Genomic DNA, 14405 nt, shown 5'->3' on the forward strand with positions numbered 1-14405 from the left:
GGCGTGGTCCCCCAAAATATGAAAACCCCGAAAGGAAACCCTGGGATATTCCCCCTGACTGATGAGATAAATAGCCTGGTCGAAAAAACCCAAATCCAGGGCAGTGGATTGGAATAGCCAATGGCGCACCGTGGCACAGATGAAGAGAATAACTGCACCGATCGCCATCCCGATCAGTAAAGAACGGGGGGGCAAAAATCCTCCAGGCTTGCTCTGGCTTACTTCCATGGTGATTCAACTGGGACTAAAAATGGGGCAAAATTTGCCAAAACTCTTCCAACATTAGCAAACCAAGGGCGTTCTGTTGCCTTAATGGGGAAGGCTGGGGGGATTAAGTGCCATGGCAGACTGGGCAAACCCAACTCTTGAAGCCCCTTGCGATGCTCAGGCTAGGATGGAAAGTAATCAGCGACGAATTTTGGAACAGGTTAAGTATCCATGGCCGAGGTTATATGTTTTGGGGAAATGCTCTTTGACTGTTTAGCAGATCAGTTGGGAATACCCTTGGAGCAGATTAAATCCTGGACTAACTATGCCGGTGGTGCTCCTGCCAATGTGGCCTGTGCTTTGATTAAACAGGGGATTAGCGCCGCTTTCATTGGTCGTTTGGGGGCAGACAGGGCGGGACAAGAGTTAAAAAGTGTTCTACAACAATGCCAAGTTAACGTTGATGGAGTGCAAATTGATCCCCATCGACCCACCCGTTTGGTTTATGTGACCAGGACATGGGAAGGCGATCGCCATTTTGCTGGGTTTGGGGAATATCACAGCGGGGATTTTGCCGACACAGCGGTGCAGTGGGAAGACATTCCTGAATCTTTATTCACCTCAGCCCAATATCTGGTGATGGGCACCATTGCCCTGGCCTATCCCCACAGTCGGACTGCGACGAAGCAGTTAGTGGCGTTGGCAAAAAAACACCAGGTCAAGATCTTTTTAGATGTCAATTGGCGATCGGTTTTTTGGGACGATGAAGCGCAAGCCAAAGAACTGATTCCCACTCTGGTTACCCACGCCCAAATTTTGAAATGTACCGACGAGGAAGCGGTCTGGTTGTTTGGCTATCAAGATCCGGTTACCATCCACAACAAATTTCCCCACCTCCAGGGGGTATTGGTCACCGCCGGAGAGAAGGGTTGCGCCTATTCCCTCGGCAAAAACTACGGAGAGGTTCCTGCTTTTAAGGTCAATGTGCGGGATACCACCGGGGCGGGAGACAGTTTTGTGGCAGGATTTTTAGCCCAAGCCCTAACCCACGGGGACAAATTATTCACAGATGCTCACCTCGGTTGCCAGGCTGTCACCTATGCCAGTGCCATGGGGGCTTTCACTACCCTCCATCCTGGGGCGATCGCCCGTTAATGTCATTAATGTAAAAAAATGCCGCTTTTATACTGGTATTGGTATAAACGCAAATTGGAGCTTCGATTAAACAAGTTGCCACTGACATTTGGTGAATAGGAGCTAATTCTATTTAGTCTGGGTAAGTACGGCTCCTGCAACCTTGTTTAATAATGTGTCGGCCATAACCCTTTTACAGACAAGTGAAATTCTCTGTACAAGAGTGAAAGCTCCAACAACAAATCTCTACTCGTAGGAGAAACTAATTCATTGGCAGTCCAACACTAACAGCTAACCGATCAACATCAAAAAAAGTATAGAATACGGTAAAAAATACGATTGTTGACCGTAAATTTTTAGCATTTTCCCTAGTGACAATGAATACACCGCCATTGCAACAAACCACAGAAAAACGCAAACCAAGGCTTAATTCCCCATTTAAGTCCCTAATGCGAATCCATTGGTGGATGGCACTTGCCTATTTAATTGTCTTTTGTACTGGTATTTTCATGGTTAACCTAGAAAGGGGACAATTTTTACGCAGTGAATTATAAGATTTTCACAAATCCATCGGCATATTAACCATGGCATTATTGACCTGGCGAATTTTCACCTTATTCCAGGTCTGGTGGCGTAAATATACCAAACGTACTCCAAAATTATCCCCAGCTTGGTGGCGTAACTTTACCCTCCACCTGAGCTTATATTTATTTATGGGAGTAGTGCCAATTTCCGGATTTCTGTTGTCCAATTCCTTTAAAGCAAATAATGTGAGATTTTTCTCCATTACCTTGCCCGATATTTTTCCCGAAAATGAAGCCATGGTAGAAATCGGACGTAATGCCCATTTTTGGTTAGCCTACACATTCTTGCTTTTTATTTTCATACACATGTTAACTTACTGGAAAGTAATCAGAGCTAATTGGCGAAGATGGGTCAATTTTATCAACAGATTTCAACAGCAAACCTAATTTTTTATCAAGATCCATGGCGTGGGAAAACCCCCAGATTTATCCGTGGGGAGTGTCAAGACAAACCCAGTCAAGCAGGAAGCCCACGCCTTTAGCTGGGGGAACTGTCAACGACCAAGAAGATTTTCAATTCCCTCACAACCACCGGGGATAGTTTTTCTAGTTAATGTTCCCCCCCAAGCACAGCAATAGCACCTCTGCTCCTCGCTCATGTTCTTGGTGTTACTGAAGTTGGCATTTTCCACCACTGCTCCCGTATATTCACCAGTTTCGTAATTGGGAATATGGTTGCGACTGCGGGGACTAGCCTTATCCCCAGTGCCATAAAATAGCCTAGTTCCCTTCAGATCCGCCCCATTAAGGTTGGCTTCGTAGAGCACCGCCCTGGATAGATTAGCCTTGACCAAATCCACTTGACTGAGGTTAGCCCGAATGAGGTAAATCTCACTCAGATCCACCCAGCGCAGATCCTGCCCCACCAAATCCGCCGCCACCAGCATCACTCCCAGGTTAATTACCCTTAGGCCGTGGATACGGTCTTCTTGGTAGCCCCCCATGCCATCAAAAATAGGGCGACCGAGGTAATAGTCGCGCTTGAGGGGAGTGAGTAGGCGGGATTGGGAAAGAAAGCGGAGAATTTTTGCCTTACCACCGGAATCCACACTGGCCAGAATAGCCGCCGTTCTTCCTTCAGCGAAGGCCCGTTCCTGGGGCCAATCTTCTAACATGCCCTGATCGCTCAAAGCTAAGTCTGAAATACCCTGAAAATAGGCATCAATGGTTTGTTGCTGGGTGATGCGATTTTGTTGAATAGTCAAATCCTTGGAAATGACATATTGTTGCCAAGCAACGTATACCGCCAGTACAGCGATCATAATTTGCCCCAGGGCCCCCACCCATTCTGCCCAGGAACCAAATTCGTCGTATTTGAATTGATTGAGCCAATACTTCACAGAACTGTAAAGGCCTAGATAGTGGGCTAGAGCACCGCTTGCCAAGACAAAACCGAGCCCCCCCAAGAGGGAACGCCGCTCTTGAACGGTGAGGTAGTGCTGTATCCATGACTTGATGGTGGGGAGAATGACCTGGAGGGAAAACATCAGGGCCAGCACCGCTGAAGTAAACCCCAACCAGGGCCAGCGGAAAACTAACCCCAGGGCAATGCCCAGCACTGTCACCACCAGTAACCAGGGCATGGCCGGATCAACAGACTCTTGAAACACCCATTGGGGCAAAGAACGACGGGGCGTGCTACTTTCCCCCGGTCCTAGGGCTGGAGGCAAATCGAACAACTCATTGGGCATAGCCGAAACATTCAGGACAAGGGCAATTCCTAGGATTTTAATGGATACCAGCGGTGGTTATCCAAAGCGGCGATCGCCGTGAGTAGTTCCTTGGGCTGATGCACCAAAAAATCCGGCTCGTATTCCTGCAAAATGGCCGGCGGGCTGAATCCCCAAGCCACGGAAATCATCGTTAACCGACTTTTCTTGGCGGCGCTGATGTCCCTTGTTTCATCCCCCACGTAAATCACTTCATCGGCCTTGAAATTATGCTCCTTCAACACCCGATTAATAATACGGTTTTTGCCAAATAAGGTGGTGCCCGCCTTAACAAACTCGAACATGTGCTCTAAGTCGTTGTTGCGCAAAAATATCCGCACATTATCCCCCAAATTAGAAGTGACAATGCCGAGCACATAACCCTTTTGCTTGAGTAGGGCCAACACCTCTTTAACGTCCCCATAGGGCTTGAGGTCTTTGATTTCCTTGCCCAGTTCCTTTTTGAACCGCTTCAGAATAAAGGGAATTTTAAAGGGGGAAACTTGGGAATATTTAATAATTTCAGCCGAACTTAATTGCTTGAGGCGAGCCAATTCCACCTGGTCCACCGCTGGATAGCCAAACTCGTCCGCCAAACGATTGACAATGGCAAAAAAGGCATCGTGGGTATCGGCAATGGTGCCGTCAAAATCGAACAATACAGCTTTAATGGCCATGGTGAGGAGGGTGGGCCAACTATTTGGTCAGTCCTTCATTGTAGATTAGCCTGGGCGTTCCGCCGTAACATAGCTGGTTTTATGCGCCTCAGGGCCGACGCGGTGAACTGTTGTTGCCAATCCGCCTCAGTAATATTAGCCAAAGCCCCTAACTCTGGGTTGAGATTGCCTTCGTAGGGATGAAAATCCGCCATGTCTGTGGGTTGGGCAAAACGCTCATTCCAGGGGCACACATCTTGGCAAATGTCGCATCCCGCCACCCAACCTTGCAAATTGTTGGCGATCGCCGTTGGTAGGGTTGCTGCCCGATTTTCAATGGTGTGGTAGGCAATGCACTTATTGCTGTCCACCACAAAGGGAGCCACAATGGCCTGGGTGGGACAGGCTTCGAGGCAACGGGTGCAGGTACCGCAATGTTGGCTGTGGGGGCGATCGCCGTTGAGGGGGATGTTGGTGACAATTTCCCCTAAAAATAACCAACTGCCGTAATCCCTACTAATCAAATTGCCGTTTTTGCCCACCCAACCAAGGCCGGCCCGTTCGGCCCAGGCTTTGTCTTGAATGGGGCCTGTATCGACGTAATAACGGCTCTGTAAATCCGGCACCTGTTGTTCCAGCCACAAATTAAGGGCTTTGAGTTTTTTAGTTAAGACCCGATGGTAATCCCGTCCCCAGGCATAGCGGGAAATTTTACCAATCCCAGGCTGATCACTGCGGCGATGGGGAGTGTAATAATTTAGGGCCACCGCAATCACCGACTGGGCCGACGGTAAAAGCTCTCTCACATTTTGGCGTTTGGGGTTATCCATCCAAGCCATATCGGCGTTATAACCCAGGGCAATCCAGCTTTGTAGCCTTTGGACCGCCTGATCGCTCTCCGTTACCAAAACGTCAGCAATGCCCACCCGATGGAAACCGATCGCCAATGCTTGGGCTTTAATGCGTTCCTCTAGGGGAGATTGGGACAAGGGCAAAGGAAAAAATGAAGTTAATGAAGTTTTGGAGCTAAAACTTAGCTGTATTAACTGCTAACACACTGACTGATCTAATTACTTAGTTGTCGTCAAAGGAGCCATGGCCCGCATTAAACTAGCCATTTCCAACGCATTCATGGCATAGCCCCAACCATGGTTGCTCTTGATGCCTGCCCGTTCTAGAGCTTGTTGCATGGTGTCTGTAGTTAAAATACCAAAAATCACCGGCACCCCAGTCTGGCTGGCGATCGCCGCAATGCCCTTGGCCGCTTCCCCGGCCACAAAATCAAAATGAGGAGTCTGCCCCCGAATCACCGCCCCTAGGCAAATAATCGCATCGTACTGCCCCGATACTGCCAACTTACGGGTCACCAACGGTACTTCAAAGCTACCAGGCACCCAAATATAATCCACCTGGGTACCAGCAGGGTCCACATCAATGCCATGGCGTTTGAGGCAATCTTGGCAACCGGAAAGTAATTTTTCCGTCACCAGATCATTGAAACGGGCAATTACAAGGGCAAAACGAAATGGCTGGGCCGGAGGAGTAAACGACCCTTCATAAACTGTCATGGTGTAGTTCCCTAGATCGGGTTAACGCTGAATCAAACTTTGCGGGGGCTATCCCCCACAGCCTGGGTTCATCAATAGCCAGGCCATGGGAAAAAATTACCGGGATAGGGCGATCGCCGCCCCTAGACGACCAGGAAGTTCAACAGGGCCACCACAATTACCAAAATGGCCCAAATGCCGGAACCTAAATACAGCAAAGGCTTAGAACGGTCCCAGTTCTGGGGAGAAGCATAGGCCACCGGCACCCCCACCACCATCACAAAAGAAAAAAGCACCAGGGCCGCCAACGCAATCTGAAAAACAATGGACATTTTAGAGTTTCTCCTTATAAATTAAGCAAGACTGTCCCCGGCTGAAACCCTCGACAGTCGCTGATATGGGCAAATATTATCGTTGAATCTTTCCCTATGTAAGCTACCAAAATATGTGCCCTGAGGGAAGCACATAGCCAGATTACCCAGGGGCGATCGCCCAGAGACCTTGTCCAAGGTTTTTCTATGATCAACAAACTGAGGTCAGATAAGACTCATCCCCAGGGATGATAGTCGATTCAGGGGAAACCAGACCATGCCTTAGCTATTAATATGGGCAGCGAGAGACTCGAACTCTCACGACCGAAGTCGCCACATTTTGAGTGTGGTGCGTCTACCAATTCCGCCAGCCGCCCTTGTTTTCTTCGGTGTTCAGATTATACGCATTTTTGCGCCCCTTGAGCAAGTTTTGATAGGTTTGGGAATCACTCCAGTGATCAATTTCCCTGGCCCGGAGTACCGGCACCGGATGGGTCAGGTTCTGGGTTTGTAAATTCCTCAGCATTGCCCCCATTTCATCTTCCCCCAGGCGATCGTATTCCCTGGCTTGGTCAATGAAAGCATCTAAATTTAACAGGGGAGCTAATTGGGGGGAACCGCCGGCCAACTTCATCAATACTGACATCACCACTTTGGGATCTTGCACCGCCAACAGGGCCGCCCGGTCACAGCTAAATTCAGCACAGCGCACCCACTCCAACATTTGGGACTGGAGGGATTGGGTTAACACCGCCCCCCAGTTGGGGATTAGCCCCGCCGCCAGCACCATAATATTAGCCAGGGTCAGATATACCCCATGCTCACATTTAAGGTGTCCCAACTCATGGGCCATTACCGCTTGGATTTCCGCCGGAGTCAACATATCCACTAGGGAAGTGTGCATCACCATAAAAGGCTTTTTACCCCGCATGGCAAAAGTGTAGGCATTGGGTTGGGGGTTTTGTTGGATGTAGAGTTCCGGTGCTTCCAGGTCGAGAATTTTACAGGCATCCAAAAGCAGTTGGTGGAGATGGGGCAATTGTTGTTCCCCCACCCGGACACTGGCGGCTAAATTATTGAGGGCAAAAAACTGTTCCGCCACGGAACCTAGCAATCCCCGCACCATCAGGTCTAGGCCGGGAATCTGTTTCAAATTGGTGGTGGCCATTTGGTCCAAAGGATGGCGAAAATGGTCTGCCTTTAATCCCACCAGGGGAATGGAGTTGCTGATAAATTCTGACATTTTTAAAATCTGGCCTAACTTCACTGTTCAAATTCTATTGTTTTCTGAACGGGAGAGCATTGCGGCAGCAGCCATTAACCAGGAGTCCAAGGCAACATCCAAGACAGGATTTGACAGTGACCATCCCGCCCCAAGTTTAGGCAAAACTGGATCAAAGTCCCCTAGTATTGCCAGAGCTTCAGCGGATCCATTTGGAAGGCAGATAAAACTTTACCAACAGGCCCTAAGACCAAAGTCCCCAGGCGATCGCCAAGGTTTCAAGCTGGTCTAAACGGGGTGAGCAAAATTGTTCTTACTGGCGGAAGGCTTGCACCCTTTGTCCAACTCGTACTGTATAATTGAGAGTCTGTATCCTGGCTTGTACGGTAAGTAACAGGAGGCACGCATATTCACTAAACGGAGACTAAGGGATTAGGACTTAAAACTTACATGGTCAGTCAAACTTCTACAGCAACTATTGGATTCACTCTCGAGGACTTTGCCGCCCTTCTTGACAAGTACGATTATCACTTCAGTCCTGGGGACATTGTCGCTGGGACAGTATTTAGCATGGAGTCCCGGGGGGCTCTGATTGACATTGGGGCAAAAACCGCCGCCTATATTCCCATTCAGGAAATGTCGATCAACCGTGTGGATGACCCTGAAGAGGTACTCCAGCCCAACGAAACCCGGGAATTTTTCATTCTGACCGATGAAAACGAAGACGGTCAACTCACCCTTTCCATCCGCCGGATTGAGTATATGCGGGCTTGGGAAAGGGTCAGACAACTCCAAGCGGAAGACGCCACGGTGCGCTCCAATGTTTTCGCCACAAATCGTGGTGGTGCTTTAGTCAGAATTGAAGGACTGCGGGGCTTTATTCCCGGCTCCCACATCAGTGCCCGGGAAGCGAAAGAGGATCTAGTAGGGGAAGACCTACCCCTGAAGTTTTTAGAAGTGGACGAAGAACGTAATCGTCTAGTGCTCAGCCATCGTCGGGCCCTAGTAGAGCGGAAGATGAACGGTTTGGAAGTGGCTCAAGTAGTGGTGGGCTCCGTTCGGGGCATCAAACCCTACGGTGCTTTCATCGACATCGGTGGTGTCAGCGGTCTGTTGCACATTTCTGAGATTTCCCACGACCACATTGATACCCCCCACAGCGTCTTTAATGTCAATGATGAAATCAAGGTGATGATCATTGACCTGGATGCGGAACGGGGTCGTATTTCCCTTTCCACCAAGCAGTTGGAGCCGGAACCTGGTGCCATGCTAAAAGACCGGGATTTGGTCAACGAAAAAGCCGACGAAATGGCCGAAATTTTCCGGCAGAAACGTTTGGCGGAAGCCCAAGGCATTCCCTATGAGCCCCCGGCCTCCGTTGATGACACTGACACCAACGATGAGGAAGATGAGTCCCTGGCTGTCAGCGCTGTGGATGAGTAATTAATTTAGCTGATATTTCAGTAGTCAGTGGAAATTCAATGATTTCCTGCCCATCAATCAATAACCCTGAGCTATTTGGCCCAGGGCTTTTTGTTGAGCCTCCGCCAGTCCTAAGGACGTTCGGCATCGCCATTAGCCTAACGTCCTTTCCCAGTCCTTAACGGCGGAACATGATACAGGACAAATCAAGCCCTTGAAAATTGTCCTTAACCTTGCATTTATTGCTCTTCTATCTTCCCTTTTCTGATAGAGGAGCGATAAGTAAAGTGCCCTTGATATAAGCTTTTTGGCAAGTCCCATTGCATTGTTCTTGTTTCAAGTGACCCCACTAAACTGCCAAGGGGAGGGTAAACCAAAAATGGGACCCTTGCCCCGGACTGCTGGTAACGCCAATATGGCCACCGTGGGCTTCCACAATTTGGCGGGACTGATAACAACCAAGGCCAATACCAGTCAATCTTTGGTTATGGCGATTGCGTAAATAGAGCCGGAAAAGATGCTCACATTGGTCTTTGGCCATGCCTTTACCGTTATCACTGAGGGTAAAACGCACCATATTGCCCTCCGGTTGGGCCGCTAGGGTGAGGACAATACCTGGGGGGTTATGGTTGAGGGCGTTGCCCAAAAGGTTGTCGAATACCTGCTTGATGTAGTGGGGGTCTCCTTGGAGAGGGGGTAGTGTCTCGTCACATTTTAGGTTGAGATTTACCTGATGTTGCTCACAGGCCGATCGCCATTGTCGGCAAATTTGTTGCAAAAAAGGTTGGAGTTGTAGGGTTTGGGGGGCAAGATGGAGGGGGCGACATTCGGCAGTTTGTTCTTCACAGAGGGCATTGAGGAGGGTTAATTGGCGATCGCCACTGCGGATCAGACTATCGAGGAGATGGCGGGGCAGAGTTAAGGTTTCCCCCTCTGTGGTGGATAAATTTTTTAGCACCATCAGTAGACCCATCACCGAAGTGCGTAGATCATGGGAAATGGCCTGGACAAAGAGAGCTTTCATTTGCTGGAGATCCTGAAGCTCCACCATCTTGTCCTCTAGCTGGGCAGTGCGTTCCCCCACTTGCTGTTCTAAACTGGCATTCAAGGTTTGTACCCGTTGGTAAAGTTGGGCCTGCTGAATGGCGATCGCCACTTGGGTGGCCAATTGTTCCAGTAAGCGCACCTCGGCCTTTTGCCAATGGCGGGGCTGTTGACAGTGGTGTACCACAATCATGCCTAACCTGCCGTCCACCGTAGCGAGGGGAATGGCCAGCAAGCTTTTCACCTGATAACGTAAAAAACTACGCCGCAGTGGGTCTCCCTTGGGCAATTGGTCGGGATGATGGATCACCATGGCCTCGGCGGGAATGGTTTTAATGATCATTTCCTCTGGCTTTTGGGAAGCCGCCACCTGGGTATTGATGGGGGCAATATAAGCTGGACTAGAGGACTCGGCCACCACGGCCAACGGATTATTCCCCTGCAAGAGAGCGATATAAACCCGGTCAGTCTGCAACAAATGGCGCACTTCCGTCACCGTGGTTTGGAAAATGGTACCTAAATGCAACGACTGCCGCACCCGTAGGGCCACCTCCGCCAATAATCGTTCCCGTTCCCAGCTACCTCGCAATTGTTCTTCGGTGCGACGCCTTTCCCTCACTGCCACCGATAGCAATAGACTGGTGGTGCCCAAAACCAAAAAGAACATCTGCAGGAGAATCATTGCCCCGCTTTGATCAGCACTTTGAACGCTGAAGGATCCATTGCCCTGCACCGTAGCGGCGATCGCCAACAGGGCCAAACCTGAAGTAGATAGGATTCCCCCCCAAACCGGAAAACGAATGCTGGCCCAAACCACAATGGGAAAAGGTAAATACTCCAACCACTGGGTATAGATAGCGCCCCGATCCGCCAGGGGAATGAGGTCATCCCCAGCAAAAATCAACCAGGCTAACATCAACAAAAGGCCAGTACAGACCAGGGCTTCCAACCATCGCAGCCGATCAATCTGGGTTGACCAAGGCCAAGTCCAGCGGCCATATCTAAGCTTGAACAACAGGGGAGTGGCCAGCAAAATGCCGGTGGCACTGCCCAACCAGGCCAAAGCCCCTGTCCACCAAGTACGACTATCCCCCTGCCAGAGGGATAACAACAGCGCGGCGATCGCCGTTACAGTGGCCCCCAGCCCCACCCCTGCCAGCAAAAAGACCATGCCATCCTGGAGCCGTTGACCCTGGGGGGAAAACTCCAACATCTTTAGCCCGCGACCGGCCAGCAGCACCACTGCCGTGCTAATCATCCCTAGGGCCAATGCCAGGGGGGGATCTCCTAGTACTATCATGGGGGCAATGATCAACCCCAAGGCCAGGGCCATAATGTTGGTGCCCTGCCACCACAGCGCTAGGGCCAGGCCTTGCCCCAAGCCCAAACTAAGCCATTGTTGCCCCCGGCCTAACATTCCGTAGGCTAATGCCGTGCACAGGCCCAGGGCGATCGCCAATGCCAAAGACGGCAAAGTGTTGACCAGCCTCCGGCGTAGGGACTTGGGTAAGTAGATCAGCATCAACGAAAAATCTGACAATGGGCGACGGGGCACACTGTTTTATTTAATATGGTCAATATTCTTTCCCCCCCATGGGGATAATGAGATAGTGGGCAAATCCGCTTTCTGCATCGGCGCCCTTACCGTGATAGTAATCACCGATAAAGTACAAAGAATTGCTAAGCACTGAAAATTACTATCTAAACTTTGCCTAAACTGGAATGGATTTTACTTCCCCCCATAGGGTGAAAATCGAGCCTTGCCTGCCTATGAAAATTTTGATCGTTGAAGATGATCCATTGATGCAATTAGGTTTGGAGCAAGCCTTGGGGGCCCATGAGCGCTTTGAAATTATTGGTCGGGTAGATAATGGCTATGGCGCGGTGCAACAGGCGGCGGCCCTCAACCCAGACTTGATTGTGATGGACATTGGTTTACCGGGGCTAGATGGTATTGAAGCCACCAAACAAATTAAGCGAACTTCCCCCCAAATCCATATTGTGGTGTTAACTTCCCACACTCTGCCCAACGAGATTATCGCTGCTTTATCCAGTGGGGCCGATGCCTATTGCGTGAAGGGGGCCACCTTGGAGCGCTTAATTTTGGCGATCGCCGCCGCCCAGGATGGAGCCACCTACCTAGACCCCCAAATTGCCCGGATAGTAGTGGAAAACCTCAAACCGCCGGTGCCGGAAGGCCAAGCCGACGTGTCCAGCCTCTCGGAACGGGAAATTGACGTGTTGAAATTGATTGTGGAAGGAAAAAGTAACCAAGAAATTGCCCAAACTTTATATCTAAGCACCAATACAATTAAAACTCATGTACGAGGCATCATGAATAAGTTGTCTGTCGATGATCGAGTGCAGGCCGCCGTCATTGCTCTGCGTTCCGGTTTGGTTTGATTGCAGAAAGGGCTATAATCCAAGGCGTTTACTTTACCCGTCCTGAACCATGGCCAAAGCAATCTGGAATGGGGTCGTCCTCGCTGACAGTGATCAATGTGAAGTGGTGGAAGGCAACTACTACTTTCCCCCCGACAGCATTAATTCCCAATATTTCCAGCCCAGCAACACCAACACCGTTTGCGGTTGGAAAGGCACCGCCAGTTACTACACCGTAGTGGTGGACGGCCAAACAAACCCCGATGCGGCTTGGTATTACCCCGATCCCAAACCGAGAGCGGAAAACATTAAAGGCTACATTGCCTTTTGGCGGGGTGTGAAGGTTGAAGCCTAAGCCTAAATTGTTTTGCAGTTATTAGCCGTGATTTTCACTGCATAGCCATGCACAATGGCGAACTTGTTCTTTTATGTGCTCACCCGACTCAGTTTGTAATCGCCCAAGGCTCAGGAATTTAACTAACTACGATGGAATTAACTGGAAAAACAGCCCTGGTCACCGGGGGAGGCATAAGGGTTGGTCGGGCCTTAGTTATGGCCCTGGCCGAAGCAGGCTGTAACGTCTTTATTCACTACGGTAATTCCCAAGCAGGGGCCCTAGAAGTTCAGCAAGAGGTGGAGGCATTGGGCAGAAAAGCTTTTGCCTATTCTGCTGACTTGAGCGATGCCCAGGCGACCCAAACGGTTATTCCCAAAGCTCAGGAAGTGTTTGGTCAGGTGGATATTCTGATCAACAGTGCTTCAGTTTTTCCTCTGGAAGATAAATTCTTTCAGGTGGATCTCGACCTCTGGGAATGGATTTTTGCGGTTAACCTCCGGGCCCCCTTTCAGTTGTCCCAGGCCTTTGCCCAGCAGATATCCGGCGATCGCCAGGGGAAAATTATTAACATTAATGATGCCCGTATTCCCCGACCCAGGCCAGATCATTTTGTTTATCGTTTAACCAAACGGGGCTTATGGGATATGACGGAAATTTTAGCCCTGGAATTAGCCCCCAATATTACTGTTAATGGCCTCGCCCTAGGGCAAATTTTAGAAGCTCCGGAAGCCCCGGACCCGGAAGAGTTTATGCGGGATTATGCCGAGCGACGTATCCCTTTAAAAATGACTGGCAATCCCAAAGTAGTCACCGATGCGGCGTTATATTTACTGCAACAGGATTTCCTCAGTGGCACCACCATCCGTTTGGATGGGGCGGAATATTTGAAGTTTTAGTCCAGTAATTTTTTCCAAAAAATCCATTAACTAAATCATTTAATTTGTACTAAATTGCTTTGGGTAAACCCAGCCATGCTAATGGCAGTTCATGAAATTTATAATGGCAGTTTACACTGTGTATGTAGTCCAACACATCTTTATATCTTTCTTGTTTAAACCAGTCGTTAAGCACATAAACATATTCAACTTTAAGTCCTATTGGACTGACTAACTTTAGATATTGCTTCCTCTTGAAATCGCAGGTTTGTAACTTTTCATCGACTGAGCCTTGTACCTGTTGAAATTTAACCTCAATTATAAACAACGTTTCTCGAATAATAACCAATAAAGCATCATCAGGTAGAAGTTTAGCAGAGAGAAAATTTTCCCAATGAATATCATGTTCGTATAATAAATATTTGTAAAAATTATTCTTTTTAAACGAATTTGCCACTAGTTTATCTTCAAAGTAAATTGCCGACCAAGGTTTGGTCTTCCCCCTAGAGTCTGTTGCATTTTTGATGGAATATCCTGGTATTTTTTCAATAAGAGAGCAAAAGTCTACTTTTTTCTCAAAGCTTAAGCCTGTAGCAGTACTAGCTCCTCCAATCCCGCCTTCCTTCATGAAAATCTCCCTAATAATTCATAATTAATAACTCATTGATTTTTCCCCTTTTAGAGGCTTTACTATTAATCATGCGGGCGGCACTGACTCTTTCAAGACGAAAATTTTGGTATAATTCCTCAAAAAAATTATCATTCTCATCTACATTTTTAGGATCAGAATTGCTCAACATTAGCTTGGCCTTCTTGTCATCAAGTACACGAAAATAATTCGCCAATCTTGATTGTTCCTGATCGTTAAAATCTCCCTGAGTATAGGAGTTAAAGCTAGAGGTTTTATTTAAGGGGCGGTAGGGAGGATCAAAATAAACAAAGGTTGCAGAATTAATAAAATCGTTGCTAGCTGTG

General features: G+C 48.9%; 17 protein-coding genes and 1 tRNA gene. 7 read left to right on the forward strand and 11 right to left on the reverse strand.

Going from position 1 to position 14405, the window contains the following annotated elements:
- The coding region (locus IQ219_RS07885) for a DUF2079 domain-containing protein (RefSeq protein ID WP_194072271.1) at positions 1-228 on the reverse strand (228 nt) is incomplete at its 3' end.
- Positions 229-438: 210 nt separating this feature from the next.
- Here IQ219_RS07885 and IQ219_RS07890 point away from each other — a divergent pair.
- The 3 genes from IQ219_RS07890 to IQ219_RS20060 all read left to right on the forward strand — a co-directional run bounded on the left by IQ219_RS07890 (position 439) and on the right by IQ219_RS20060 (position 2312).
- On the forward strand, positions 439-1362 hold the full coding sequence (locus IQ219_RS07890) for a carbohydrate kinase (RefSeq protein ID WP_194072272.1): 924 nt from the start codon (positions 439-441) through the stop codon (positions 1360-1362).
- Between the two features lie 356 nt (positions 1363-1718).
- The gene (locus IQ219_RS20055) at positions 1719-1895 is read left to right on the forward strand and encodes a hypothetical protein (RefSeq protein ID WP_228016800.1); all 177 of its coding nucleotides are present in this window, start codon (positions 1719-1721) and stop codon (positions 1893-1895) included.
- Between the two features lie 30 nt (positions 1896-1925).
- On the forward strand, positions 1926-2312 hold the full coding sequence (locus IQ219_RS20060) for a cytochrome b (protein WP_228016801.1): 387 nt from the start codon (positions 1926-1928) through the stop codon (positions 2310-2312).
- A gap of 107 nt (positions 2313-2419) precedes the next feature.
- Here the strand turns inward: IQ219_RS20060 and IQ219_RS07900 are convergent, their stop codons facing one another.
- The 7 genes from IQ219_RS07900 to IQ219_RS07930 all read right to left on the reverse strand — a co-directional run bounded on the left by IQ219_RS07900 (position 2420) and on the right by IQ219_RS07930 (position 7415).
- A complete protein-coding gene (locus IQ219_RS07900; protein ID WP_194018624.1) occupies positions 2420-3616 on the reverse strand; it encodes a pentapeptide repeat-containing protein in 1197 nt (398 codons plus the stop codon).
- Positions 3617-3645: 29 nt separating this feature from the next.
- A complete protein-coding gene (locus IQ219_RS07905; protein WP_190599336.1) occupies positions 3646-4311 on the reverse strand; it encodes an HAD-IA family hydrolase in 666 nt (221 codons plus the stop codon).
- Between the two features lie 35 nt (positions 4312-4346).
- The gene (gene queG / locus IQ219_RS07910) at positions 4347-5252 is read right to left on the reverse strand and encodes a tRNA epoxyqueuosine(34) reductase QueG (protein ID WP_368667591.1); all 906 of its coding nucleotides are present in this window, start codon (positions 5250-5252) and stop codon (positions 4347-4349) included.
- A gap of 108 nt (positions 5253-5360) precedes the next feature.
- Positions 5361-5858 carry a 6,7-dimethyl-8-ribityllumazine synthase gene (gene ribH / locus IQ219_RS07915; protein ID WP_194072273.1) on the reverse strand — a complete coding sequence of 166 codons (498 nt, stop codon included), beginning with the start codon at positions 5856-5858 and terminating at the stop codon, positions 5361-5363.
- Between the two features lie 122 nt (positions 5859-5980).
- Positions 5981-6169 carry a photosystem II reaction center protein PsbZ gene (gene psbZ / locus IQ219_RS07920; protein WP_014407093.1) on the reverse strand — a complete coding sequence of 63 codons (189 nt, stop codon included), beginning with the start codon at positions 6167-6169 and terminating at the stop codon, positions 5981-5983.
- Positions 6170-6443: 274 nt separating this feature from the next.
- A tRNA-Leu gene (locus IQ219_RS07925) sits at positions 6444-6525 on the reverse strand.
- Positions 6504-7415, reverse strand: a complete 912-nt coding sequence (locus IQ219_RS07930) for a M48 family metallopeptidase (RefSeq protein WP_368667590.1) — start codon at positions 7413-7415, stop codon at positions 6504-6506. Before IQ219_RS07930 ends, IQ219_RS07925 begins: the two co-directional genes overlap by 22 nt.
- A gap of 405 nt (positions 7416-7820) precedes the next feature.
- Here IQ219_RS07930 and IQ219_RS07935 point away from each other — a divergent pair, with 405 nt between their 5' ends.
- The gene (locus tag IQ219_RS07935; RefSeq protein WP_190599339.1) at positions 7821-8813 is read left to right on the forward strand and encodes a 30S ribosomal protein S1; all 993 of its coding nucleotides are present in this window, start codon (positions 7821-7823) and stop codon (positions 8811-8813) included.
- 328 nt (positions 8814-9141) lie between these two features.
- On the opposite strand, the gene IQ219_RS07940 is transcribed toward IQ219_RS07935, so the two are convergent.
- Positions 9142-11358 (reverse strand): MASE1 domain-containing protein, encoded by a 2217-nt coding sequence (locus IQ219_RS07940; protein WP_228016802.1) that lies wholly within the window; start codon positions 11356-11358, stop codon positions 9142-9144.
- Positions 11359-11606: 248 nt separating this feature from the next.
- Here IQ219_RS07940 and IQ219_RS07945 point away from each other — a divergent pair, with 248 nt between their 5' ends.
- The 3 genes from IQ219_RS07945 (at position 11607) to IQ219_RS07955 (ending at position 13451) form a co-directional block, all read left to right on the forward strand.
- Positions 11607-12239 (forward strand): response regulator transcription factor, encoded by a 633-nt coding sequence (locus tag IQ219_RS07945; protein WP_194072276.1) that lies wholly within the window; start codon positions 11607-11609, stop codon positions 12237-12239.
- A 49-nt stretch (positions 12240-12288) separates the two neighbouring features.
- The gene (locus tag IQ219_RS07950; RefSeq protein ID WP_194072277.1) at positions 12289-12573 is read left to right on the forward strand and encodes a DUF427 domain-containing protein; all 285 of its coding nucleotides are present in this window, start codon (positions 12289-12291) and stop codon (positions 12571-12573) included.
- 131 nt (positions 12574-12704) lie between these two features.
- Positions 12705-13451: an SDR family NAD(P)-dependent oxidoreductase gene (locus IQ219_RS07955; RefSeq protein ID WP_194072278.1), complete on the forward strand. Its 747-nt coding sequence runs from the start codon at positions 12705-12707 to the stop codon at positions 13449-13451.
- Between the two features lie 49 nt (positions 13452-13500).
- Here the strand turns inward: IQ219_RS07955 and IQ219_RS07960 are convergent, their stop codons facing one another.
- Together IQ219_RS07960 and IQ219_RS07965 are read right to left on the reverse strand one after the other, a co-directional pair.
- A complete protein-coding gene (locus IQ219_RS07960) occupies positions 13501-14058 on the reverse strand; it encodes a hypothetical protein (protein ID WP_194072279.1) in 558 nt (185 codons plus the stop codon).
- Between the two features lie 10 nt (positions 14059-14068).
- Positions 14069-14405, reverse strand: a 337-nt coding sequence (locus IQ219_RS07965; protein ID WP_194072280.1) for a DNA adenine methylase, incomplete at its 5' end; no start/stop codon positions are given.

Origin of the sequence: Synechocystis sp. LEGE 06083 (genome assembly GCF_015207725.1) — a bacterium.
GTDB lineage: Bacteria > Cyanobacteriota > Cyanobacteriia > Cyanobacteriales > Microcystaceae > Synechocystis > Synechocystis salina.

Bases quoted from the DNA above. Each gene is read 5' to 3' on its own strand.
- IQ219_RS07890 (WP_194072272.1), top strand. From the start codon at position 439: ATGGCCGAGGTTATATGTTTTGGGGAAATGCTCTTTGACTGTTTAGCA.
- IQ219_RS20055 (WP_228016800.1), top strand. From the start codon at position 1,719: ATGAATACACCGCCATTGCAACAAACCACAGAAAAACGCAAACCAAGG.
- IQ219_RS20060 (WP_228016801.1), top strand. From the start codon at position 1,926: ATGGCATTATTGACCTGGCGAATTTTCACCTTATTCCAGGTCTGGTGG.
- IQ219_RS07900 (WP_194018624.1), bottom strand. From the start codon at position 3,616: ATGCCCAATGAGTTGTTCGATTTGCCTCCAGCCCTAGGACCGGGGGAA.
- IQ219_RS07905 (WP_190599336.1), bottom strand. From the start codon at position 4,311: ATGGCCATTAAAGCTGTATTGTTCGATTTTGACGGCACCATTGCCGAT.
- ribH (WP_194072273.1), bottom strand. From the start codon at position 5,858: ATGACAGTTTATGAAGGGTCGTTTACTCCTCCGGCCCAGCCATTTCGT.
- psbZ (WP_014407093.1), bottom strand. From the start codon at position 6,169: ATGTCCATTGTTTTTCAGATTGCGTTGGCGGCCCTGGTGCTTTTTTCT.
- IQ219_RS07935 (WP_190599339.1), top strand. From the start codon at position 7,821: ATGGTCAGTCAAACTTCTACAGCAACTATTGGATTCACTCTCGAGGAC.
- IQ219_RS07940 (WP_228016802.1), bottom strand. From the start codon at position 11,358: ATGCTGATCTACTTACCCAAGTCCCTACGCCGGAGGCTGGTCAACACT.
- IQ219_RS07945 (WP_194072276.1), top strand. From the start codon at position 11,607: ATGAAAATTTTGATCGTTGAAGATGATCCATTGATGCAATTAGGTTTG.
- IQ219_RS07950 (WP_194072277.1), top strand. From the start codon at position 12,289: ATGGCCAAAGCAATCTGGAATGGGGTCGTCCTCGCTGACAGTGATCAA.
- IQ219_RS07955 (WP_194072278.1), top strand. From the start codon at position 12,705: ATGGAATTAACTGGAAAAACAGCCCTGGTCACCGGGGGAGGCATAAGG.
- IQ219_RS07960 (WP_194072279.1), bottom strand. From the start codon at position 14,058: ATGAAGGAAGGCGGGATTGGAGGAGCTAGTACTGCTACAGGCTTAAGC.